Annotated in this window: 18 protein-coding genes; 13 read left to right on the top strand and 5 right to left on the bottom strand. The window is 67.8% G+C overall.

Translation table 11 applies throughout. The features are described from left to right. Positions 1–17 precede the first annotated feature (17 nt). Complete coding sequence (locus ACYJSS_RS02115; protein ID WP_236206064.1) at positions 18–1,130, bottom strand: amidase; 1,113 nt, start codon at positions 1,128–1,130, stop codon at positions 18–20. 785 nt (positions 1,131–1,915) lie between these two features. Here ACYJSS_RS02115 and ACYJSS_RS02110 point away from each other — a divergent pair. From ACYJSS_RS02110 to ACYJSS_RS02080, 7 genes are all read left to right on the top strand, one after another. Continuing rightward, on the top strand, positions 1,916–3,067 hold the full coding sequence (locus ACYJSS_RS02110; protein ID WP_236206065.1) for an ABC transporter substrate-binding protein: 1,152 nt from the start codon (positions 1,916–1,918) through the stop codon (positions 3,065–3,067). Positions 3,068–3,299: 232 nt separating this feature from the next. Continuing rightward, positions 3,300–4,337: a branched-chain amino acid ABC transporter permease gene (locus tag ACYJSS_RS02105; RefSeq protein WP_236206066.1), complete on the top strand. Its 1,038-nt coding sequence runs from the start codon at positions 3,300–3,302 to the stop codon at positions 4,335–4,337. Further along, positions 4,334–6,136: a branched-chain amino acid ABC transporter ATP-binding protein/permease gene (locus tag ACYJSS_RS02100; protein WP_236206067.1), complete on the top strand. Its 1,803-nt coding sequence runs from the start codon at positions 4,334–4,336 to the stop codon at positions 6,134–6,136. The genes ACYJSS_RS02105 and ACYJSS_RS02100 overlap by 4 nt, the downstream gene beginning before the upstream one ends. Positions 6,137–6,141: 5 nt before the next feature. Next, a complete protein-coding gene (locus ACYJSS_RS02095) occupies positions 6,142–6,927 on the top strand; it encodes an ABC transporter ATP-binding protein (RefSeq protein WP_373875144.1) in 786 nt (261 codons plus the stop codon). A gap of 49 nt (positions 6,928–6,976) precedes the next feature. Next, the gene (locus tag ACYJSS_RS02090) at positions 6,977–7,957 is read left to right on the top strand and encodes a ketopantoate reductase family protein (protein WP_236206069.1); all 981 of its coding nucleotides are present in this window, start codon (positions 6,977–6,979) and stop codon (positions 7,955–7,957) included. 14 nt (positions 7,958–7,971) lie between these two features. Beyond that, entirely contained in the window at positions 7,972–8,736 is a 765-nt protein-coding gene (locus ACYJSS_RS02085; protein ID WP_236206070.1) for a class II aldolase/adducin family protein, read from the top strand. A 2-nt stretch (positions 8,737–8,738) separates the two neighbouring features. Next, on the top strand, positions 8,739–10,295 hold the full coding sequence (locus tag ACYJSS_RS02080) for a methyl-accepting chemotaxis protein (protein WP_459479190.1): 1,557 nt from the start codon (positions 8,739–8,741) through the stop codon (positions 10,293–10,295). Positions 10,296–10,753: 458 nt separating this feature from the next. On the opposite strand, the gene ACYJSS_RS02075 is transcribed toward ACYJSS_RS02080, so the two are convergent. Next, entirely contained in the window at positions 10,754–11,737 is a 984-nt protein-coding gene (locus ACYJSS_RS02075; protein WP_236206072.1) for an AraC-like ligand-binding domain-containing protein, read from the bottom strand. Between the two features lie 324 nt (positions 11,738–12,061). Between ACYJSS_RS02075 and ACYJSS_RS02070 the strand changes: the two genes are divergently transcribed. From ACYJSS_RS02070 to ACYJSS_RS02050, 5 genes are all read left to right on the top strand, one after another. After that, on the top strand, positions 12,062–13,405 hold the full coding sequence (locus tag ACYJSS_RS02070) for a spinster family MFS transporter (protein WP_236206073.1): 1,344 nt from the start codon (positions 12,062–12,064) through the stop codon (positions 13,403–13,405). A 171-nt stretch (positions 13,406–13,576) separates the two neighbouring features. Beyond that, positions 13,577–14,053 carry a MarR family winged helix-turn-helix transcriptional regulator gene (locus ACYJSS_RS02065; RefSeq protein WP_021217341.1) on the top strand — a complete coding sequence of 159 codons (477 nt, stop codon included), beginning with the start codon at positions 13,577–13,579 and terminating at the stop codon, positions 14,051–14,053. Between the two features lie 313 nt (positions 14,054–14,366). Then, the gene (locus ACYJSS_RS02060; protein WP_236206074.1) at positions 14,367–14,804 is read left to right on the top strand and encodes a hypothetical protein; all 438 of its coding nucleotides are present in this window, start codon (positions 14,367–14,369) and stop codon (positions 14,802–14,804) included. A 111-nt stretch (positions 14,805–14,915) separates the two neighbouring features. Beyond that, positions 14,916–15,659: a hypothetical protein gene (locus ACYJSS_RS02055; RefSeq protein ID WP_236206075.1), complete on the top strand. Its 744-nt coding sequence runs from the start codon at positions 14,916–14,918 to the stop codon at positions 15,657–15,659. Between the two features lie 117 nt (positions 15,660–15,776). Then, positions 15,777–16,349: a hypothetical protein gene (locus ACYJSS_RS02050; protein WP_236206076.1), complete on the top strand. Its 573-nt coding sequence runs from the start codon at positions 15,777–15,779 to the stop codon at positions 16,347–16,349. 307 nt (positions 16,350–16,656) lie between these two features. Here ACYJSS_RS02050 and pvdQ read toward each other — a convergent pair whose 3' ends face one another. From pvdQ to ACYJSS_RS02035, 3 genes are all read right to left on the bottom strand, one after another. After that, on the bottom strand, positions 16,657–18,918 hold the full coding sequence (pvdQ, locus tag ACYJSS_RS02045; protein WP_236206077.1) for a bifunctional acylase PvdQ: 2,262 nt from the start codon (positions 18,916–18,918) through the stop codon (positions 16,657–16,659). A gap of 58 nt (positions 18,919–18,976) precedes the next feature. After that, positions 18,977–20,311 (bottom strand): lysine N(6)-hydroxylase/L-ornithine N(5)-oxygenase family protein, encoded by a 1,335-nt coding sequence (locus tag ACYJSS_RS02040; RefSeq protein ID WP_111264740.1) that lies wholly within the window; start codon positions 20,309–20,311, stop codon positions 18,977–18,979. A gap of 135 nt (positions 20,312–20,446) precedes the next feature. Continuing rightward, positions 20,447–20,926 (bottom strand): sigma-70 family RNA polymerase sigma factor, encoded by a 480-nt coding sequence (locus ACYJSS_RS02035; RefSeq protein WP_111264741.1) that lies wholly within the window; start codon positions 20,924–20,926, stop codon positions 20,447–20,449. Between the two features lie 185 nt (positions 20,927–21,111). Between ACYJSS_RS02035 and ACYJSS_RS02030 the strand changes: the two genes are divergently transcribed. After that, positions 21,112–22,143 (top strand): FecR family protein, encoded by a 1,032-nt coding sequence (locus ACYJSS_RS02030; RefSeq protein WP_236206078.1) that lies wholly within the window; start codon positions 21,112–21,114, stop codon positions 22,141–22,143. The last annotated feature ends 82 nt before the right edge of the window (positions 22,144–22,225 follow it).

Raw genomic sequence — 22,225 nt, 5'->3', positions numbered from 1 at the left:
CCAGGGTTGGCATGGGGTTAAGGCTCCAGGCGCCGCACCAGTTCGCGGGCGACTGCGCAAAGCAGTTCGTCCGCGCCCTTGGCGGCGATCAGTTGCAGGCCCACCGGCAGTTGCGAGGCGCCCACCAGGGGGATGCTCAGCGCGGGGTGGCCGGTGAGGTTGAAGGGGCGCACGAAGGCGGTCATGCCGATCACCGCGCGGGTGTCGGCGGCATCCGCCGTCAGCAGCGGGTAGTCGGGCATGGTCGGCATGGCGAGAATCGGGCACTGCGCGAGCGCCGCGTCCACCTCGGCGGTGAAGGCCGCGCGGCAGGCTTCGGCTGCGGCCAGCGCCTCGTCGGTGGTGGCGCCGGCGGCTTCCAGGCGGCCGGCGATATCGGCGCCGACCTTGCCGCTGGCCAGCAGGTGCCGGCAGGCGATCCAGGTCTCGCGGTTGATCACCGTGAGGCCGGCGTCATAGGCGGCGCGCATGCCCGGCAAGGGCAGCGCCTGCAAGGGGAAATCCGCGGCGGCCAGGGCCGCGTCGACGGCGAACTGCACCTCGTCCAGCGCCTGCACCGGCACCACGCCGATGCGCACACCCTCTATGGAGGGCAGCGGGCCGAAGTCGGGGGCGATCAGGCCCATGGCCTCGATCAGCATGTCCATGTCACGGGCGAAGGGGCCCACGCAATCCAGCGACGACTGCGCCGGCATCACCCCGTGGCGGCTCACGCGACCGAACGTGGGCTTGAGGCCGAACACACCGCAGCAGGCGGCGGGGATGCGCACCGAGCCGCCGGTGTCGGTGCCCAGGGAGAAGTCGCAGAGCCCACCGGCCACTGCCGTGGCGGAGCCGCTGGAGGAACCGCCGGGGATGCGCCCGGGGTACAGCGGGTTGTCCGGCGTGCCGGTCCAGGCATTGATCCCGGTGGTGCCGAAGGCCAGCTCATGGAGGCTGGTCTTGCCGATGATGCGGCAACCGCCGTCGAGCAGCGCCTGGACCACATCGGCATTGCGGGTGGCGTCGGGGGCCTCTTCCAAAGCACGGCTGGACGCGCGGGTCGGGTAGCCGGCGATGTCGATGGTGTCCTTCACCATCACGGTCCTTCCGGACCCTCCCAGCTGCAGTTTCTCGACGACTGTCGCCATGCCTTCACCTGCATTCGTTTTGTTCGCGCTGTGCGCTTTCAGGGAAGCCTTTCGCCTGCCTGAGCAGATGAACGCTTAAATCTAAAATCGGAATATTTACGTGAATTGTCAATTGAATTTTGGCAAATAAATCCGTGTGTAGATTCGGTGCATTTTTCTCTGTTTCGCACCCTTTCCGTGCATTTCGGTAACAGGCATGAAAATGGATATTTCACCCATCAATCGTATTTTTATCGTTTATTTTCAATGCTTTATATATCCAATGAGAAACACAATCATTCAATTAAGTGTTTCCGCACCTGGCCCGAAGGCCCTGCATGAACCCCTTGGAAAAAGAATTTTCAGCCCCTGAAAACAGGCTAAAAATGCCATCAAAAAACAGGTGTTTTTTAGCCTGAAAAATAGAGATTTTTTGGTCAGGAAATCGGCTTTCCAGAAGCCGTATTGATCCAGATCAACGCCTTGTCGCCTGCGGGATCGGAGCGCATCGGCAGCGGTGCGCGAGTGGCCACGGAAACCCCGGCGCCAGCCCCTCGCCCAGCCCCCGCAGACGACGTGCCGAAACGCCCCCTGTCCGACGGCGCCGCAACGGGGTAACGATTTTTCCTGGCATGCAACCTGCTATCGCCCTACACGCCACTCGGCCCGACACGGGCTCGACGGCGCCGCCCTGCCCTCGGCAGCGTGCAGCGCACGGGCACCACAACAAGAAGGACCACGGGCCCGCCACACGACGCCCGTCGGACAACCGCCCCGTATCGCCTTGCAACTCTTCGGAGAAAGTCATGCTCTTCAAGAAAGCTGTGTCCACGTTGCTCCTGAGTGCCGCCTGCGCCGCCCTTGCGCAGGCCGACGTCAAAGTCGGCGTCATCACCTCCTCCACCGGCCCCATCGCCCTGGTGGGCCTGCCGCAGAAGAACAGCGTGCCGCTGCTGCCGACCCAGGCGGGCGACCAGCAGGTGAAATACATCGCCCTGGATGACGGCAGCGACCCCACCGCCACGGTCAAGGCGCTGAAGAAGCTGATCAGCGAGGAGAACGTCGACGCCATCATCGGCCCGAGCGGCTCGCCCAACGCCATGGGCGTGATCCAGTTCGCCGCCGAGGCCGGCGTGCCGCTGCTGGCCCCGGTGGGCACCGCCGCCGTGGTGCTGCCGATGAACGAGCAGAAGAAATGGGTGTTCAAGACCACCCAGAACGACGACCTGATCGCCAAGGCCCTGGTGGACAACATGGTCGCCAAGGGCGTGAAGACCCTCGGCTTCATCGGCACCGCCGACCCCTACGGCGAGAACTGGTCCAAGGTGATGGGCGCGATGGCCGCCGAGCACGGCATCAAGGTGGTCGCCAACGAGCGCTTCCAGCGCCAGGACACCTCGGTCACCGGGCAGAGCCTCAAGGTGCTGGCCGCGCGCCCCGACGCGGTCCTGGTCGCCGCGCCCGGCAGCTCCGCGGTGATGCCGCAGACCACCCTGTTCGACCAGGGCTACCGCGGGCAGATGTACCAGACCCACGGCGCCGCCCTGCCCGACTTCCTCAAGCTCGGCGGCAAGAAGGTCGAGGGCACCATCCTCGCCGCCAGCCTGATGCTGGTGCTCGACGAGGTGCCGGACAGCCACCCCTCGAAGCAGGTCGCCGCCGACTACATCGCCGCCTACGAGAAGCTCAACGGCAGCAAGCCGGCCACCTTCGGCGCCAACACCTTCGATGCCGGCCTGCTGCTGCAGAACGCCATCCCCGTTGCCGCCGCCAAGGCCGCGCCGGGCACGCCGGAGTTCCGCGCAGCGCTGCGTGACGCGCTGGAGCAGAGCCACGAGCTGGCCGCCACCCAGGGCGTCTACAACATGACGCCCGAGGACCACAGCGGCTTCGACGAACGCGGCCGCGAGCTGATCCAGGTGAAGAACGGCAACTGGACGCTGCTGCGCGCCAACTGATCGCAGGCACGGGTTCCCCGTAGGGTGGACAGCGCTTTTCCGTCCACCAGGCGGAGCCCGGCTCAACGCCGAAAGGTGGATGGAAAAAGCGTCATCCACCCTACGCCCGCCAACGAGCGAAACCCTCGCGGACACACCCCGTAGGGTGGACATCGCTCTTCATGTCCACCAGGCGAGGCCGCACTGGGCTCCGAAGCCACAGCCTCTTCCATTGCGATAAAGAGTTCCCACCATGAATTTCCAGATTGCCATGCTGCTCGGCCAGGACGGCATCACCAACGGCGCGATCTACGCGCTGCTGGCCCTGTCGATCCTGCTGGTCTTCACCGTCACGCGCATCCTGCTGATCCCCCAGGGCGAATTCGTCACCTATGGCGCGCTGACCATGGCCACCCTGCAGGCCGGCCATCCCACCGCCCTGGTCTGGCTGCTGCTGGGCCTGACCCTGGTCGACTGCGCGCTGGACCTGTACGACGCCGCGCGCGCCAGCCACGCCTTCCGCTTTCCCAAGCGCATCCTCGCCAAGCTCGCCTACGCCCTGGCCATGGTCGCGGCCATCCGCCTGCTGCCACTGGCCGAGCTGCCCATGGCGGTGCAGGCGCTGCTGACCCTGGCCCTGGTGGTGCCCCTGGGCCCGCAAATCTACCGCCTGGTGTTCCAGCCCATCGCCTCGGCCAGTTCCCTGGTGCTGCTGATCGTCTCCATCGCCGTGCACGTGGCCATGGTCGGCATCGCCCTGCTGCTGTTCGGCCCGGAGGGCGCGCGCACCGCGCCCTTCTCCGAAGCCGGCCTGGAGCTGGGCCCGGTGACCTTCAACAGCCAGACGCTGTGGGTGATCGCCGTGTCCCTGGGGCTGATCATCGGCCTGTTCCTGTTCTTCGAACGCAGCCTCTACGGCAAGGCCCTGCGCGCCACCGCGGTGAACCGCATGGGCGCGCGGCTGATGGGCATCTCGCCGACCCTGGCGGGCAAGGCCACCTTCCTCCTCGCCACCTTCATCGGCGCACTGTCGGGCATCCTCATCGCGCCCATCACCACGCTGTACTTCGACTCCGGCTTCATCATCAGCCTCAAGGGCTTCGTCGGCGCCATCATCGGCGGCCTGGCGAGCTACCCGGTGGCCGCCCTGGGCGCGCTCTCGGTGGGGCTGATAGAGGCCTTCTCGATGTTCTGGGCCAGCACCTACAAGGAGATCATCGTGTTCACCCTGATCATCCCCTTCCTGCTCTGGCGCTCGTTCACCCGCCGTCACGTGGAGGAAGAGGAATGAAACCGCGCCACCTGATCCTGCTCCTGGTCGCCGTGCTCGGTGTCGCACCGCTGGTGCTGCCGCCCTTCTACGTCACCCTGCTCAACTACATCGGCCTCCACACCCTGGTGGTGCTGGGCCTGGTCCTGCTCACCGGCGTCGGTGGCATGACCAGCTTCGGCCAGGCGGCCTTCGTCGGCCTCGGCGCCTACACCACCGCCTACCTGACCACCGCCGAGCAACTGCCGGCCTGGCTCGCCTGGGCCAGTGCCTCCCCCTGGCTGACGCTGCTGGTGGGCGTGGCCATCACCGCCCTGGTGGCCCTGCTGCTGGGCGCGCTGACGCTCAAGCTCTCGGGCCACTACCTGCCCCTGGGCACCATCGCCTGGGGCCTGTCGCTGTACTACCTGTTCGGCACGGTGGAATCGCTCGGCGGCCACACCGGCGTCAGCGGGTTGCCGTCGATCTCGCTGTTCGGCGTGCTGCTCGACAAGGGCGAGAAGGTCTTCTACCTGATCTGGGTGGTGCTCCTGCTGGCCATGCTGATCACCCAGAACCTCCTGGATTCCCGCGAGGGCCGCGCCATCCGTGCGCTCAAGGGCGGCCAGCTGATGGCCGAATCCATGGGCGTCGACACCTTCCGCTCCAAGCTGGTGATCTTCCTCATCTCGGCGGTGTTCGCGGCGGTGTCCGGCTGGCTCTATGCGCACACCCAGCGCTTCGTCAACCCCACGCCCTTCGGCCTCAACATGGGCATCGACTACCTGTTCATGGCGCTGATCGGCGGCGTTGGCAGCGTCTGGGGCGCGCTGCTCGGCAGCGGCATCCTCACCCTGCTCAAGCAGTGGCTGCAGGACCTGCTGCCGCACCTGCTGGGCAGCACCGGCAACTACGAGACCATCGTCTTCGGCCTGCTCATCGTGCTGCTGATGCAGCGCGCGCCGGGTGGCCTGTGGCCGCTGCTGGTGCGCCTGGTGCCGAACCGCCTGCGCACCCGCCAGCGCCTGCCGGCGGCCGAGGCCCCGGCTCGCGCGCTGCCGCAGCGGGAACGCCCGGCCCACGGCGAGGTGATCCTCGAAGCGCGCCATGTCACCCGGCGCTTCGGCGGCCTGGTGGCCAACAACGACATGAGCCTGGACGTCCGCGCTGGGGAAATCCTCGCCCTGATCGGCCCCAACGGCGCCGGCAAGAGCACCCTGTTCAACCAGCTCTCCGGCGTCGACACCCCCAGCAGCGGCGACGTGCTGTTCATGGGCAGGCGCATCAATGGCCTGGCCTCGCGCCGCGTGGCCGGCATGGGCATGAGCCGCACCTTCCAGCACGTGAAGCTGCTGCCGGGCATGAGCGTGCTGGAGAACGTCGCCATCGGCGCGCACCTGCGCGGCGGAAAGGGCGTGCTGGCCTCGGCCCTGCGCCTGGACCGTGCCGAGGAGGCCGACCTGCTGGCCGAGGCGCGCCGCCAGCTGGAGCGCGTCGGCCTGGGCGACTACCTGCACGAGGAGGCCGGCAGCCTCGCCCTCGGCCAGCAGCGCATCCTCGAGATCGCCCGCGCCCTGTGCGCCGATCCGTGCCTGCTGCTGCTTGACGAGCCCGCCGCCGGCCTGCGCCACAAGGAGAAGGAGGCCCTCGGCATCCTCCTCAGCCGCCTGCGCAGCGAAGGCATGGCCATCCTCCTGGTGGAGCACGACATGGACTTCGTCATGGGCCTGGTGGACCGCGTGGTGGTGATGGAATTCGGCCAGCGCATCGCCCAGGGCCTCCCCGACGAAGTGCAGAAGAACCCCGCCGTGCTGGAAGCCTATCTCGGAGGCGCAGAGTGATGAACATGCAGATCGAACCCCGCAAGCCCTTGGAAAACCAGGTGGCCGACGCCGTGCTGGAGGTCAGCGACCTGTGCGTCGCCTACGGCAAGGTGGAAGCCCTGTCCAACGCCAGCCTGCGGGTCGGCCAGGGGCAGATCGTCACCGTCATCGGCCCCAACGGCGCCGGCAAGACCACCCTGCTCTCGGCCATCATGGGCGTGCTCGGCTCCCGTGGCCGGGTCGAGTTCGACGGCAGCCTGGAAGCGGTACCGGAGGTGGAAGTGCTGGTCTCCCGCGGCCTCGGCCTGGTGCCGGAGAAGCGCGAGCTGTTCACCAGCATGAGCGTGGCCGACAACCTGCTGCTGGGCGCCTTCCAGCGTCACCGCCGGGGCGATCGCAGCCACGCCGCCACCCTGGCCGAGGTCTACGAGCTGTTCCCACGGCTGTGGGAGCGTCGCGACCAGCTGGCCGCCACCCTCTCCGGCGGCGAGCGGCAGATGCTCGCCGTGGGCCGCGCGCTGATGGCCAAGCCCAAGCTGCTGATGCTCGACGAGCCCAGCCTGGGCCTGGCGCCGCTGATCACCCGCGAGATCTTCCGCATCATCACCGCGCTGCGCCAGCAGGGGGTCTCGATCCTGCTGGTGGAGCAGAACGCGCGTGCGGCACTGCGCGTGGCCGACTATGCCTACGTACTGGAAACCGGGCGCATCGCCATGCAGGGCCCCGCCGCCCAGCTGGCCGACGACCCGCGCGTGATCGAGGCCTACCTCGGCCTCGCCAGCAAGCATCAGGACATGCTTGCCGGTTGACCCGTGCCCGCCCGGCGATCCCGGGCGGGCCACTCGATGGAGCGAACCCATGAAGCAACCTCCCCTGCGTATCTGCATCGCCGGTGCCGGTGCCATCGGCTGCACCCTCGCCACCCGTTTCGCCGCCAGCGGCCAGCGGGTCAGCGTGCTCGCCCGAGGCGAGACCCTGGACGCCATCCGCCGCGACGGCATCCGCCTGCACGACCTCGACGGCACGCATCAGGCGCGCGTCGAGGCCAGTGACCATGCCGCCGAACTGGGCCCCCAGGACCTGGTGTTCCTCTGCACCAAGGCCCCGGCCCTTGCCACGCTGCTGCCACGGATCGCGCCGTTGCTGGATGACGAGACGACCGTGGTGCCGGTGGTCAACGGCGTGCCCTGGTGGTACTTCCACGGGCTCGACGGGCGCTTCGCCGGGCGCCCTGTCGCGGCGGTGGACCCGGACGGCGCACTGCTGGCGGCCCTCGATCCGGCGCGGCTGATCGGCTGCGTGGTGTTCATCACCGCACAGTGCCCGGCGCCCGGCGTGGCCGAGTCGAGCAACCCGCACCTGATGATCGTCGGCGAGCCGGACAACCGCCTGACGCCCCGGCTGGAACGCCTGCGCGCGGTGATCGCCGACGCCGGCATCGAGGCCCGCGCCAGCGAGCGCATCCGCGACCCGCTGTGGACCAAGATCATCGCCAACCTCACCTCCAACCCCCTGTCGGTGGTCAGCGGCGCCACCCTGGAGCAGCTCTACGGCCAGCCCGGCCTGCGCGAGCTGGCCCGCGCCACCCTGCACGAGGCGCTGCTGGTGGCCGCCGGCCATGGCGCGCGGGTGGACATCGACCCGCAGACCTTCCTCGAACTCGGCGCCGGCATGGGCGCCGTACGCACCTCGATGCTGCAGGACCACGACAAGGGCCGGCCGCTGGAGCTGGCCGCCATCGGCGACGCCGTGCTGGAACTGGCCGAGCTGCTCGACCTGCCCATGCCCATCACCCGCCACCTCATCGCCCTGGCGCGCTTCCGCAGCGCCAGCCACTGAACAAGGAGCCTTCCATGAACGCCATCGCCATCACCCAGCCCCAGCATTGCAGCGACGAGGAATGGGCCCTGCGCGTGCAGCTCGCCCACTGCTACCACCTGGTGGATTTCTTCGGCTGGAGCGAGACCATCTTCAACCACATCTCCGCGCGCCTGCCGGGGCCCGCGCACCACTACCTGGTCAACCCCTTCGGCCTCAACTACCGCGAGGTGACCCCGGCCAACCTGCTCAAGGTCGACCTCGACGGCCACAAGCTGGAGGACTCGCCCTACGACGCCAACCCCGCCGGCTTCGCCCTGCACAGCGCCGTGCACGGGGCCCGCGACGACATCCACTGCCTGATCCACACCCACACCACACCCATCTCCGCCGTGGTGCAGAAGAAGGCCGGCTTCGGCCACCACGACTTCTACGGCGCGCAGCTGTACGGGCGCATCGGCTACCACACCTTCGAGGGCATCACCCTGTTCGATGACGAGAAGGCTCGGATGATCGAGAGCCTCGGCGACAAGCACATCCTGGTGCTGCGCAACCACGGCATCGCAGTGGGTGAAAGCAGCATCGCCAAGGCCTTCTTCCTGCTCTGGACGGTGCAGCGCGCGGCGGAGATCCAGTGCGCCGCCGGCGCCCTCGGCGGCGAGGACAACCCGCTGCCGGAAGCCGTCAGCCAGAAGTGCGCCGACCTCACCGCCATGCTGATCCGCGAGAGCGGCTTCGCGGTGAAGTTCTTCGACGCCATGGTGCGCAAGATGCAGGCCGAACGCGGCGCGGGCTGGTGATCATGGGCGCCTCCCTCGCCACCCTGCCCGCCTTCGTCGAGCCGCCCATCTCGCGGCTCGCCCCCGACGGCCGCCTGCTGGCCTGCAACGACGCCTACCTGGCGCTTTGCGGCTACCGCCGCGACGAGCTGCTGAACCAGGGCTTCGAACTGATCAACCACCCGCAGATGCCGGCGCGGGTGATCGAGCGCATGTGGCGGACGCTGCGCGCCGGCACCCCCTGGAGCGGCCCGCTCATGGGCCGCACCCGGGACGGTGCGAGCTTCTGGAGCCAACTCTACGTGGTGCCGCTGTTCGATGGCGGCGAGCTGGTGGCCCTGGGCACCGTCTACCACCCCATCGACGCCGCCCAGAGCCGCCGCGCCGAGGCTCTGTACGCGCGCCTGCGCCAGGGCCGCGCCCCGCTGCCGCTGGCCGGCCGCGTGCACCAATGGCTGGCCGGCCAGGGCCTCGGCCTGGCACTGGCCCTGCTCCTGGGGGGCGCCACCCTCGGCGGGCATGTCGCACCGGCACTGGGCGGCCTGGCCCTGGCGCTGCTGATCGGCGCCGCCTGGCAACGGCGGGCGACCCAGCGCCGCGACCTGCAGCGCGCCCTCGGCGGCCACGCCCAGGTGTACAGCGACACGCTGCTGGCGCCGATCTACCGCAGTGCATCGGGCGGCAGCGGCCTGTTCGAGATGGCGCTCAACAGCCAGAAGCTGCGCATGCGCACGGTGATGGCGCGGATCAGCATCAACGGCGAGATCCTCCGCGCCCGCAGCGAGGAGTCCGCGCAACTGGTGGCCAGCGGCGCCGAGCAGCTCGACCGCCAGCTGCAGGAGGCCGAGCAGTCGGCAGCGGCCATCCACGAGATGAGCGCGACCATCCAGGCGCTGTCGCGCAACCTGCAGGAAGCCGCCCAGGCCACCACCCAGGTCGACCAGCTGGCCCACGACGGCGAGCGCCTGGCCGAGCAGAGCCAGGCCTCGATGCAGGGCATGCGCGAGTCGGTGGCGGACATCGACCTCGCCGTGGGCCGGCTGGCGGAATCCATCGAATCCATCAGCGGCATCGCCACGGTGATCCAGAGCATCGCCGAGCAGACCAACCTGCTGGCGCTGAATGCGGCGATCGAGGCGGCGCGGGCCGGGGAATCCGGACGCGGCTTCGCCGTGGTCGCCGACGAAGTGCGCACCCTCGCCTCGCGCACCCGCGACTCCACCGGGCAGATCCAGCAATCCATCCAGCGCCTGCGCGACGGCAGCGCCGAGGCCCTGGCCACCGCGCGGCGCGGCGAGCTGGCGGCGCAGCAATCCGGGCAGGACGTGGAGCAGGTGCGCCAGGCGCTGCAACGCATCTGCGGGGAAGTCGGGCAGATCAGCGGCATGAGCCTGCAGATGGCCGCCGCCATCGAGCAACAGGGGCAGGTCGCCGAGGAGGTCAACCGGCAGATCGCGCAGATCGCCGAGCTGGCCGAATGCAGCGCCGGCCAGGCCCAGCGCAACAGCCAGATCGGCCAGGAGCTGCACCAGCTGGCCAATTCGCAACTGGACCTGGCGCAGCGCTTTCTCGACGGCTGAGTCGTGCGTGTTGCTTCTGCCCTCTCAAGGGAGAGAAAGCCATGCAGCCATCCGGCGTTTCGCCCGTAGGGTGTGCTGCGCGCACCTGGGCCTCACCGGAAGCACCGAGCGGCGGTGCGCACGGCACACCCTACGGCACGAGGCCAGCTCTGCACCGTAGCCCGGGAGTTGGCGCGGAGGCGTTCCCGGGCTGAAGCCCGGGCTACCGGCTGAGTGGCCTCTGCCCCCTCAAGGGAGCGAACGCCGTGCAGCATCCCGTGTTTCGTCCGTAGGGTGTGCTGCGCGCACCTGGATCTCGCCAGAAGCACAGTGCGGCGGTGCGCACGGCACACCCTACGGCACGAGGCCAGCTCTGCACCGTAGCCCGGGAGTTGGCGCGGAGGCGTTCCCGGGCTGAAGCCCGGGCTACCGGCAGGGTTCGAACGGGGAAGGCACGGATGCAGGGTGCGCAGCGCCGCTCAACGGCCGCCGCGCAGGGTCTCCGACGGCAGGCAACCGTACTGGCGACGGTAGTGGGTGGCGAAGTGGCCGAAGCTGCTGACGCCATGGCGCAGGAGGATGTCGGTGACGCTGTCCTGCGCTCGCGCCTGCTGCAACGCCTCATGCACCCGCGCCAGGCGGCGGCTGCGCATGTAGTCGGTGGGGGTCTGCCTGAGGAAGTGGGCGAAGCCGTTCTGCAGGGTGCGGATGGAGACCCCGGAAAGCTCGGCCAGGGTGGCCAGCGCGATGGGCTCGTCGAGGTGGCTTTCGATGTAGTCGCGGGCCTTGCGCACATGGAAGGGCATGGGCTGGCGGCGGTCCTCGCGCAGCGCTTCGGAGTAGTTGTGCGGCAGCTGGGTGAGCAGCACCGAAAGCAGGTAGTCCGACAGCCCGCTGCCCAGGGTCGGCGCCAGGTCCTCGACCATCGGCCCCTGGTGCAGGCGGCAGATGTACTCCAGCGTCTCGCGCACCGCCGCCATGCCCGGGTGCCCCGCCGCCACCTGGATGTCGAACAGCAGCGGCTGCTTCAGCGGCCGCTCCAGCAGGCGCTGCAGCTGGCGCTCCAGGGCATCACGCTCCACCCGCAGGATCAGGTTGCGGCACTCCTTGCCGATGCGGATCAGGCTGCGCTCGGAGGGCGAGGAAATGGTCAGGCTGCCCCGGCGCATGGCCGCGCTTTGCGCGCCCAGGGTCACGGTGCCGGTGCCCTGCAGGGTGATGCGGATCAGGTAGTAGCTGGCGATATCGCCGGCATCGATCTCCACCTCCGCGCCGTAGTGCAGGTCGAACAGCGCCGAACTGCCGAAGAACACGCCATAGAGCGCCGAATGCAGGGCATCCGCACGGGGCAGGTTCATCCGGTGCGGCCACAGGTAGTGGCTGACCTTGTCGCGGACCTCGCCGATACCGGCGGCGGGGTTCAGCAGGCGATGGCGCTGCAGGAGGGATGCATCGTCGAGCATGGTGGCGGCCCCGTGATCAGTGCGGCACGCCCACTGCATGCACCGCAAAATTAGTGGAAAAGAAAAGCAATTTCCACGCCACGCGAAGCAAATCTGCGCAGCCGGAACAGCGGCTGCGCCTGGCGCATAGAGCCCCGGGGGCCAAGGGCATAAAAAGACAGGGCGGGGCTCGCCGACAGCGGGTCCTGCCAGTTGGCGATGCATGAAAACAACAAAGGGCGCACCAGGGCGAGGCACATCGGTAACGCAGCCGTCACCGAACTACCCCGCTCCCTCCCACGCTGCCGCATACCTCATCACCACCGCCTCGAGGGGCCGAACCGAATGACCAGCCAGACACCCACCGACCTCACCCGCAAACGCTACGCCTACGAGTGGTACGTGGTCGCCATCTGCATGGTGGCCTACATCTTCTCCTTCGTTGACCGGCAGATCCTCGCGCTGATGATCGAGCCGATCAAACACGACCTGCAGCTCTCCGACACTCAGTTCAGCCTGCTCCATGGGCTGGCCTTCTCGCTGTTCTACGCCTTCATGGGCATGCCCATCGCGCTGCTCGCCGACCGTTTCTCGCGGCCCAGGATCATCGCCATCGGCGTCGCCTTCTGGAGCCTGGCCACCGCCGTGTGCGGGCTGAGCAAGAACTTCACCCAGATGTTCCTCGCCCGCATCGGCGTCGGCATCGGCGAGGCGGCGCTGTCGCCCGCCACCTACTCGATGCTCAGCGACATGTTCCCCCGGGAGAAGCTCGGCCGCGCCGTGGCCATCTACTCCATCGGCTCCTTCATCGGCGGCGGCGTGGCCTTCCTCATCGGCGGCTACGTGATCGACCTGCTGAAGAACCTCGACAGCGTCACCCTGCCCCTGCTGGGCAGCATGCGCCCCTGGCAGGTGACCTTCTTCCTGGTCGGCCTGCCGGGGCTGCTGGTGGCCCTGCTGATCGCCGCCACCGTGCGCGACCCGGCGCGCAAGGGCCTGAAGCTGGATGCCAACGGCCAGGTGCACAAGCCCAGCCTGGGCCAGGCCTTCGCCTTCCTCGGCCGCCACCGGCAGACCTTCACCTGCCACTACCTGGGCTTCTCCTTCTACGCCATGACGCTGTTCTGCATGCTCAGCTGGACCCCGGCCTTCTACATGCGCAGCTTCGGCCTGGCGCCGAGCCAGGCCGGCTACATCCTCGGCCTGATCGTGCTGCTGGCCAACACCAGCGGCGTGCTCTGCGGCGGCTGGCTGATCGACTGGCTCGCCAAGCGCGGCTACAGCGACGCACCGATGCGCGCCGGGGTGATAGGCGCCATCGGCATGGCCGTGCCGGCGGTGCTGTTCACCCAGGTGGGCGAGCTGTGGCTGTCCCTGGCGCTGCTGGTGCCGGCGATGTTCTTCGCCTCCTTCCCCATGCCCGCCTCCACCGCGGCCATGCAGATCCTCCCGCCCAACCAGATGCGCGCCCAGGTCTCGGCGCTGTTCCTGCTCATCTCCAACCTCATCGGCCTGGGCCTGGGCACCACCCTGGTGGCGCTGCTCACCGACCGCCTGTTCCAGTCGCCGGCGCTGGTCGGCCACTCGGTCTCCCTGCTCAACCTGGCTGCCGTGGTGCTGACCCTGGCCCTGCTGGGCAAGGGCTGCGGGCACTTCCGCCGCAGCCTCGCGCGCGAAGGGATCGCCTGACGCCCCACTCCTCCCTCGCGGCGGCGCAGCCCGCCGCGAGCCCACCGCCAGCGCCCCCGGCCTCCCTGCCGAACCTGACCTGCATCAAGGCAATGGCGAGCGCCTGTCGACAGCCCGCGTGCAACCCCCTATAAATCACCCCCACCCCACCCGCAGCAGCACGCAGTCACCATGACCACCCCGAAAAAACGCCAGAGCCGCTACAACCCCGCCAGCGACAACTTCCGCAAGGAGGACTTCCCCTTCTACTGGCTGGCACGGGTGCATGGCCGCTACTCCATGGCCATGGAGAAGGCACTGAAGAAGATCGACATGGACATCCCGCGCTGGCGCATCCTGTTCATCCTCAAGGAGAACGGCGAGTCGAGCATCTCGGAAATCTCCGAACACGCCATCGCCAAGCTCTCCACCGTCACCAAGATCGTCTACCGCATGAAGGCCGACGGCCTGGTGGACACCAACCCCTGCAGCAACGACGGCCGCGTCACCCAGGTGTCCATCACCGAAGCCGGCCGCCGCACCGCCGAGCAGATCCAGGTCACCACCGCGCACATCTTCACCAACAGCTTCAAGGACCTCAGCGAAGCGCAGATCACCAAGCTCAACGGCACGCTGGAGAAGATCTTCAACAACCTGCCGGAGGATTGAGGGCCGCTTCAGGGCCTGAATGGCCATTTAACGCGCCCTCGGCCCGGCCTTTCAGGCGAGGAAGAGGCGCTCGACACGATCCTCCTTCTTTGCACGCCAATGCTCCGCGGCCTCTTCAGTCCACCCAGCTTGCCACCCTGGTCTGCCGCCCCCTCAGGCAAACCTGCCTGTACGCACGGAGGCAATATGCAGACCCTTTTCGCACGTCATTACCTGGCAACAGCCATCACGCTCGCCGTCCTTCCCGCTAGCGCGCTGGCGACCACGCTGGACACCAGCAGCCTCGCTCTCATCCAGCTACACCGACCTGACATTGACCGGGACCGTCAACGCCAGCCATGAGGTGTTGGTGGACCTCGTCGGCAGCGTGAGCGGGAGCCAGACCAAAAATGCCGACATGCTGATCGAAGGTGCCGGCGTATTCGGCATCAACGGCACTCTGTACCTGGAAGCGGGTTCGAGGGTGGATGGGAACTTCATCAACAACGGCCGACTCATCAGCCGGGACATCGCCGACATCAACGTCTGGATCGGGGGCGCGAGTATTGGCGTTCATCAACAACGGCCTGATCGAGAAGACGGGGGACAGGAACCCGGGGACCCCCTCCATGGAGATCTACAGTTCGACGCTGACCCGGGGCTTGCTCAACAGAAGTCAACGGTGCGGCCTGGCGTGCCGCCCATGTTTCGTTCGCTTTCGCGTCTAGATGATCATGGCCAGTCCTGCGCGGCTGGCCCTTTCTTCCGGTAGCCTGCATCGCCTCTTGCGATCCGCCCCGCCCGTGCGGCACAGTCCGCCGACCATTCCGGCAAGCGCCCCCGGGCCGTTGTCTGCCGTCCACCAGGAAGGAGGATCGCTTCAATGGCCAAACGCATACTCTTCGTGCCCTTCGTCATGCCCGACGCCAATAACTTCCGGGACAACCGGGGCGAGCCCGGGACCCGGCCGGGGCTTTCATACACCAGCAAGAACAACAGCTGGATCCACAGCTACCAGGGAAAGAGATCCTCCGTGCTCGATGGCGAATGCCACGACATCTACCAGCTCTGGTACTACCCCGGCTCCATGGGCAGCCCGATGCTGAGGGGCCTCGGCGAGGACGACCAGATCTACATCCGGGGCCACTCGGTGGCCGGCATGAGAGGCATCTTCGACAACTGCACCCTCGATGAAAAAGGCAATCGGCTCAACGTGCAGCGGATCCTCGACAAGTCCAATCACTTGCTCAAGGTGACGGACGAGAACTACGCCGGCAGCCGCGCCAGGTACTTCATCCTCAACGCCGACGAGGTGGCGCTGCGGTTGCAGGAAATGGGCCTGTCGAAGGGTTTCGCCGGCACCATCAAGTGCTACAACTGCCACAGCGCGGAGGGCGCGCAGAACTTCAGCCAATCACTGACGGATGAGCTCTACGACCTCGGCTACACCGCATGCAAGGTCTACGGCTATACCGGCGCGCTCAGCTCGGTGTACGGGAACGCCCACAAGGAGAGCCTGCACGAACACCGGACCGTACGAGCCAGCGCCAATCGCGTGCGTATCTACCCGACGGCGCAGGCCGCCAGCTCATCCGGTGCACCGGGCGCCTCCAACCCCGGGCAGTGACCCACGCTGCGAACCCCGCCCCAGACACGTCGGCCTTTCATCCGGGCACCTTTCCAATCACCGATCCGTTGCTAACCTTGCTGCGCACACTCACTCGCAGCAAGGAACCGGACGCCGATGAAAAAGCGCTACACCCTCGACCAGGACGTGATCTGCCATATCTTCAAATCCGGCAAGCACACCAACAACGTGATCGAGCCCAACGACGGCGCGGGCGGTCATGCGGTTCAGGACATCAGGAGCAAGATCACCGAGTACACCATTCTCGCCGTGCCCCAGGCGAACAAGGCCGACCTGACGGAATGGGCGAAGAAGAAATTGGAGGAACGCCTGCTCTGCCCTTACCCCCACGTGGCCACCTTCAAGTTCAGTGGCCAGTCGTACAACAGCAAGTCGATGTTCCCCGGCACGGGCACCAAGGACGAGCTGATCAAGACCATAGAACGTGCGCTCACCAGCGGCACCTCGGCGCACACCTATAACGGCTCGGCCAAGGTCAATGCGGCGAACGGCAAGGACTGGGTCGCCCCGGCAGACTTCAAGCGCCCGCTGTCGGACATGACGGTGGAGAACGGCGACTACGTGGTAGGCCGCGCCAACGGCCTACGTATCAAGGGGCAGAAGAAAGGCGCCGGCGGTGCCGGCCTGACCTCGGCCTTCCCGGACACCACCGGGTTCTACTGGGGCTAGCGCACAGGCCCCGTAGGGTGGACCAGGCTTCACCGGTCCACCTTTCGTGCTGCCCGGCGGCTCCGCTGGTGGATGGAAAGAGCGCCATCCACCCTAGGGCGGAGCACCGAGCGCTTCGTAGGATGGCGTAGAGCGAAGCGAAACCCATGCTGTGGATATACCAGGCGCCCAGCAAGACCCTGAAAGCACAGCTCTTTGCTTTGAATCCACAACAGCTCGAGCAGACACAGCCCATTCATTCGCCAAGCAACGCCCCGCCGCCGGCGACCCCGGGCTGAAGTCCGGGCTACGGAGCGGTGGAATCCGCTCACTTCACCTTCAACACCTTGCGCTCCAGCGCCGGGTCGGCCTCGATCTCGGCGTTGCCGAAGGGCAGCTTCTGCCATGGCTGGCGGGCGAAGAGCCCGGTCTGGTCGCTGTGGTGCGGTGAGCCGGCTTCGCTGGACTGGGAGAAGGCCAGCAGCCCACGTGCCTGGGGCCCCTGGCCGTCGAAGGTCACCAGTTGCAGGTAGCTGGTGCCGCTGACCACTTCCAGGTGATCACCCTGCAGTTCGCTCTGCATGGCGTTGTAGACGCCGAAGTGGCCGTCGCCGCCGGGGATGCCGATGGCACCCGAGCGCTGGATGTCGCCCCAGCGGGCCTGTTCGGGCACACCGGCCTTGGCCACCTCCTCACCGGCGGCAACCAGCGCCTGGATGACCTTGTCCTTGGCCGCCGGGTTCAGCCCGCGCGGGGTCACGGTCGGGCGTTGCGGGTCGAAGGGCTCGCGCCAGCCGTCCTCGATCTCGGCGAAGCCCTTCATGAAGTGCTGGAAGTGCAGGAAGCCGATGCCGCTGTCGAGGTTGGCCTTGCCGTCCCAGGCCGCCAGGGCCTTGCAGGGCGCGGCCAGGGCGGCGTTGCCCGCCTCGGCCTGGCACAGCTCCAGCAACCCGGGCAGCAGGTCGGTGGCCAGCGCCACTTCGTTGTCGGTGACCAGCGCCTTGAGGAAGTCGGCGCCGAGCGGCGCGTCGCCCTGCAGGCGGCCCAGGGCGAAGCGCGCGCGCGGCGACAGCTCGCGGCCTTCGCGGCTGACCAGGGGCGAGTAGCCGGCCAGCGGGCTCTCCGGGTTGCTCAGCCAGGCGCTGTCGTTGGAGTTCTGCACGAAGTCCTCGCGCTGCAGCACCGGCAACTGGGCCGCCGGTGTGATGCCCGGTTGGGCGGCGCTAGCGTCGCGGGTCCACTCGCAGGCGCTGGTATTGCCCTGCAAGGCGGGCAGGCCTTCGGCGGCCAGCTGCGGGATCACGCATTCGGCCAGTTGCCCGGGCAGCAGGTGCGGCACCACGGACTGGTTCATGTACAACGCCTTGCCGCTGGCGTCGGCGGCCAGGGTGTTGACCCAGGGGATGCCCTGGATCGTCGTCACCGCGTCGCGCAGGGCGTCGACGTCACGGGCCTGGTTGATCGCGTACCACTGCTGCAGCACGCGGGTGTTGTCGAGGTTGGCGTCCTTCAGCGCCCAGGCTTCGCCGCTGCTCCACTCCAGCTTGCCGGGCCAGACGAGCAGCGGGCCGAAGCGCGATTCGTAGAGGTCATGGCTGCGTACCGAGAGTTTGCCGGCGGCATCGCGCACCTGCACCTGCAGGCGGGTCTTGTTCAGCTTCTCGGTACGGCCGTCGATGCGGTAGCGGGTCGGGTCCTTGGGGTCGAGCTCCAGGCGGTAGAGGGTGAAGTGCGCGGAGGTGTCGACGGTGTGGGTCCAGGCCAGCTGACGGCCGAAGCCGATGTTGACCACCGGCAGGCCGGGCAGCGCGGCGCCCATCACGTCGAGCTTGCCGGGAATGGTCAGGTGCAGCTGCCAGAAGCGCAGTGCGCCGCTCCAGGGAAAGTGCGGGTTGGCCAGGAGCATGCCGCGCCCATCGGCGCTGCGCTTGCCGCCCAGGGCGACGGCGTTGCTGCCGCGATCCAGGCGGAAGCCCTCGGTGCGCGCCGCGGTGTAGCCGGAATCCAGCTGCGCCTGCCGGGCGCCGGGCGGTGCGGCACCGATCAGCGCTTCGGCGAACTGCCCGGCGCCGCCTTCCACCAGCAGGCGCCGGGTCAGGCGCAGCAGGTCGTCGGCATCGATGGGGCGCAGCCAGCCCTCGCCCAGGCAATGGGTGGTGCGCGCATCGGCCTCCTCCAGGTAGTGGTTGAAGCCGGCGGCGTAGCCGTCCAGCAGCTGGGCGACCTCGCGGGTCTGCGCCTGGCGGAAGGCGGCGACCGAGGCCGGCTGGTTGAGCCAGGCGAAGAAGAAGTCGGACGGCAGGTTGTCGAGGTGGGCGGAGGACTGGCCCTGCTCGCCGAACCAGCGGGAGCGCTCGCCACGGGCGGTGACGATCTCCTCGGCCAGCAGGCAGGCGTTGTCGCGGGCATAGGCATAGCCGATGCCATAGCCGAGGCCGCGCTCGTCCGCCGCCTGGATATGCGGGACGCCGTGGGCGGTCCAGCGGATGAGGGTGTCTCGCGGCGTGGCGGCCGGGGCAGCGGCCAGAACGGAAAAGGCCGGGCACAGCAACAACGCTGCGACACCGGCGGCAAGGCTGCGCATGGGCATCGGAAGTACTCGCAAGGGATGGGGAACCGCGCCGGCGGGGCCGGCGCGGGCGACGCGGTCAACTGGCGGCGGCGAGGGCCTGCTGGAGGCCGCGCTCGACACGAGCGCCCGGCTCGATGTGGGCGTAGAGCGAGGCGGCGATCTCGTCGGCGCGGATCGGCAGCACCGACAGCAGGGTGTCGCTGAGGCCGTGGCTGGCCTGGCAGAAGCCCTGCATGTAGACGGCCGCCTGGCAGCGCTCGTCGGTGCGGATGCGGTAGTCGCGGCCCACTTCGAAGTCGCCCATCCACTGCGCCAGGGGCTCCAGCAGGTGGCGATGGGCCTGGCGCTCGTAGCCGGTGGCGAGTACCACGGCGTCGTAGCGCTGCACGCTCTGCTCGCCGCTGGCGTTGTTGCGCAGCACCAGCTCGATGCCGTCGGCGCCGGCATTGGCGCGCTCCACGGTGCTGAGGATGTGGAAGGCGTGGCGCTGGATGCCGGAGACCTTCTGGCGGTAGAAGATGCCGTAGATGCGCTCGATCAGGTCGATGTCCACCACCGAGTAGTTGGTGTTGTGGTACTCGCGGATGAAGCGCTCCCGCTCGGCACCGGTCTGGTTGAAGATCAGGTCGGTGAACTCGGGGGAGAACACTTCGTTGACGAAGGGGCTGTCGTCCGCCGGCTTGAGCGCCGAGCCGCGCAGGATCATGTCCACCTGCACCGAGGGGTAGCTGTCGTTGAGGTCGATGAAGGCCTCGGCCGCGCTCTGCCCGCCGCCGATGATGGCGATGCGCATGGGCTTGCCGCCGACGCAGGGCTGCCTGGCGATGCGCTCCAGGTACTGCGAGTGGTGGAACACCCGGGCATCGTCCTTGAGATGGCGGAAGGCCTGGGGAATGCGCGCGGTGCCACCGGCGCTGACCACCACAGAACGGGTGGCGCGGACATGGGTCTCGCCGCCGGCATCGCGGGAGATCACCCGCAGCGCCTCGACGCGCTGGCCCTCCAGCACCGGCTCGATGGCCAGCACTTCCTCGCCGTAGCGGCTCTGTTCCTGGAACTGCCCGGCCACCCAGCGCAGGTAGTCGTTGAACTCCATGCGGCACGGGTAGAAGGTGCCGAGGTTGATGAAGTCCACCAGGCGGCCGTGCTGGTGCAGGTAGTTGACGAAGGAATAGGGGCTGGTGGGGTTGCGCAGGGACACCAGGTCCTTGAGGAAGGAAATCTGCAGCTCGCTCTGGGTCACCAGGGTGTTGCCGTGCCAGCGGTAGTCGGCCTGCTTGTCGAGGAACAGGGCATCCAGCGCACCCTGCTTGCGGGCACGCTCCTGCAGGGCGATGGCCAGGGCCAGGTTGGAGGGGCCGAAGCCGATGCCGATCAGGTCGTGGAGTGCGGTGTTCAGGGGCTGAGTCATGTCCAGTATCCTCTGGAGGTGCGCCCGTCCGGGCGACGGTTGCCGTTCGATGACGGCCCTGCATGGCCGCCTGTTGACTAGGAACGAGGACAGGGAAATGAAATTTAGCCAGCGGGCGTTGCGCTCACCGGTCGATCAGGCCGCCTCCCACTCACGCATGCGCAGGCGGCAGTGCTTCATGGCGTTGACGATGTGCTTCTCCACCAGGGGCCGGGAAATCCCCAGGCGCTCGGCGATCTCGTCGTGGGAAAGCCCCTCCAGCTTGCGCAGCAGGAAGGCGTCGCGGCACAGCGCCGGCAACTCGTCGAGGGCGCGCTGCAGCATGCCCAGGCGCTGGCTTTGAGCGAGGGAGCGGTGCGGCGATGGGGCGTGGTAACGCTCCTCCTCGTCCAGCACCTCCAGCGGCTCGTTGCGCCGCACCGCATTGCGGCGGTGTTCGTCGATCACCAGGTTCAGCGCCGTTCGGTAGAGAAACGCGCGAGGCGAATCGATCCGCTCTTGACTCGCGCGTTCCATCACCCGCAAATACGCGTCATGCGCCACATCCGCAGCTGCCTGCCGATCCCCCAGCTTCGCACTGAGAAAACGCAACAGCTCCCGATAGTAGATTTCCAAGTCGCTTCCCCGGCGCCTGACGAATGCGGCGCATACACTTGAGCTGGATCAAGCCACACCCTTTGGGTGATGCTGGCAGTCTGAAATTATTAAATTTATAATAATTCTCATCAAGATTCATATTTCAGCGTGCCGCTCCACCGTGTGAATACAGAACTCGAATTCAGGCATAACCGGTAATCCTGATGAACAACGCCTCCTCCCAAAGCTCAAGCGACTCACTGGTCGAGGTCGCCGCCCACTGGTGCATGCGCCTGCACGCGGAGGATTGCACGGATGAGGAGCGTGCCCAGTTCCAGGCCTGGATCGAAGCCGACCCGAGCCATGCCCTCGAATACGCCGAGATGCTGGAGATCTGGGACCTGAGCGAGCACCTGCCGCCGACCCAGCCCTCGCCCCGCCTGCACATTCCCCGCCAGCTCCCGCCGCCACCCCCGACCCTCGCCCAGTTGCCGGTACGCCAACGCCCGCGCAGCTTCATCCGCCGCCACGCACGTGCACTGGCCCTGGCCCTGATCGCCGCGCCCCTGGCCGGCTACAGCGGCTGGCTGGCCGGCTGGGTGCCCGACAGCTACCAGCGTTACCAGGCTGAAAGCAGCATCCGCCGCGTCACCCTGCCCGACGGCAGCGACGTGGAGCTGAACCTCGCCACGCGCCTGAGCTACGCCAGCTTCATCGACCGCCGCCGCGTCAGCCTCGACAGCGGCGAAGCCTACTTCCACGTCAGCCACGACAGCGCCCACCCCTTCGTGGTGCAGGCCGGCCAGGGTTCGATCACCGTCACCGGCACCCGCTTCAACGTCTGGAAGTACCAGGACAACGTCGTGGTCACCGTCACCGAGGGCTCGGTCAAGGTGCGCAGCGAACAGCGCGGCAACGACAGCAACCTCAGCCCCGGCATGCAGGCCAGCTTCGGCCCGGGCGACATGCAGCCGGTGGTCGGCGCCGTGGACACGCAGAAGGCCCTGGCCTGGCGCGACGGCAAGCTGATCCTCGACGACCTGACCCTCGCCGAGGCCGTGCCGCTGATCAACCGCTACCTCGACGCCCCGCTGGTACTGGGCGACCAGGCCAGCGCCGACCAGCGCATCGGCGGCATCTACAGCACCCGCGACATCCGCAGCCTGGTCAGCGCCCTGCCCCAGGTCCTGCCCGTCAGCCTCGCCCAGCAGGCCGACGGCAGCACCCTGATCAGCAACCGCAAGATGCGCCTGTGAAGCCGGGCGCCACGCCCGGAACGCCCCACCCGGTAAATTTCCCCGCGCCCTGATCGTTCATCTGGCAGCGCCCCTTCGCCGT

This window comes from Pseudomonas sp. No.21, from assembly GCF_054558415.1.
This window is presented reverse-complemented; position numbering and strand designations above follow the sequence as displayed.

Coding starts and splice junctions, on each gene's coding strand:
- ACYJSS_RS02115 (WP_236206064.1), bottom strand. CDS start 1,130: ATGGCGACAGTCGTCGAGAAACTGCAGCTGGGAGGGTCCGGAAGGACC.
- ACYJSS_RS02110 (WP_236206065.1), top strand. CDS start 1,916: ATGCTCTTCAAGAAAGCTGTGTCCACGTTGCTCCTGAGTGCCGCCTGC.
- ACYJSS_RS02105 (WP_236206066.1), top strand. CDS start 3,300: ATGAATTTCCAGATTGCCATGCTGCTCGGCCAGGACGGCATCACCAAC.
- ACYJSS_RS02100 (WP_236206067.1), top strand. CDS start 4,334: ATGAAACCGCGCCACCTGATCCTGCTCCTGGTCGCCGTGCTCGGTGTC.
- ACYJSS_RS02095 (WP_373875144.1), top strand. CDS start 6,142: ATGCAGATCGAACCCCGCAAGCCCTTGGAAAACCAGGTGGCCGACGCC.
- ACYJSS_RS02090 (WP_236206069.1), top strand. CDS start 6,977: ATGAAGCAACCTCCCCTGCGTATCTGCATCGCCGGTGCCGGTGCCATC.
- ACYJSS_RS02085 (WP_236206070.1), top strand. CDS start 7,972: ATGAACGCCATCGCCATCACCCAGCCCCAGCATTGCAGCGACGAGGAA.
- ACYJSS_RS02080 (WP_459479190.1), top strand. CDS start 8,739: ATGGGCGCCTCCCTCGCCACCCTGCCCGCCTTCGTCGAGCCGCCCATC.
- ACYJSS_RS02075 (WP_236206072.1), bottom strand. CDS start 11,737: ATGCTCGACGATGCATCCCTCCTGCAGCGCCATCGCCTGCTGAACCCC.
- ACYJSS_RS02070 (WP_236206073.1), top strand. CDS start 12,062: ATGACCAGCCAGACACCCACCGACCTCACCCGCAAACGCTACGCCTAC.
- ACYJSS_RS02065 (WP_021217341.1), top strand. CDS start 13,577: ATGACCACCCCGAAAAAACGCCAGAGCCGCTACAACCCCGCCAGCGAC.
- ACYJSS_RS02055 (WP_236206075.1), top strand. CDS start 14,916: ATGGCCAAACGCATACTCTTCGTGCCCTTCGTCATGCCCGACGCCAAT.
- ACYJSS_RS02050 (WP_236206076.1), top strand. CDS start 15,777: ATGAAAAAGCGCTACACCCTCGACCAGGACGTGATCTGCCATATCTTC.
- pvdQ (WP_236206077.1), bottom strand. CDS start 18,918: ATGCCCATGCGCAGCCTTGCCGCCGGTGTCGCAGCGTTGTTGCTGTGC.
- ACYJSS_RS02040 (WP_111264740.1), bottom strand. CDS start 20,311: ATGACTCAGCCCCTGAACACCGCACTCCACGACCTGATCGGCATCGGC.
- ACYJSS_RS02030 (WP_236206078.1), top strand. CDS start 21,112: ATGAACAACGCCTCCTCCCAAAGCTCAAGCGACTCACTGGTCGAGGTC.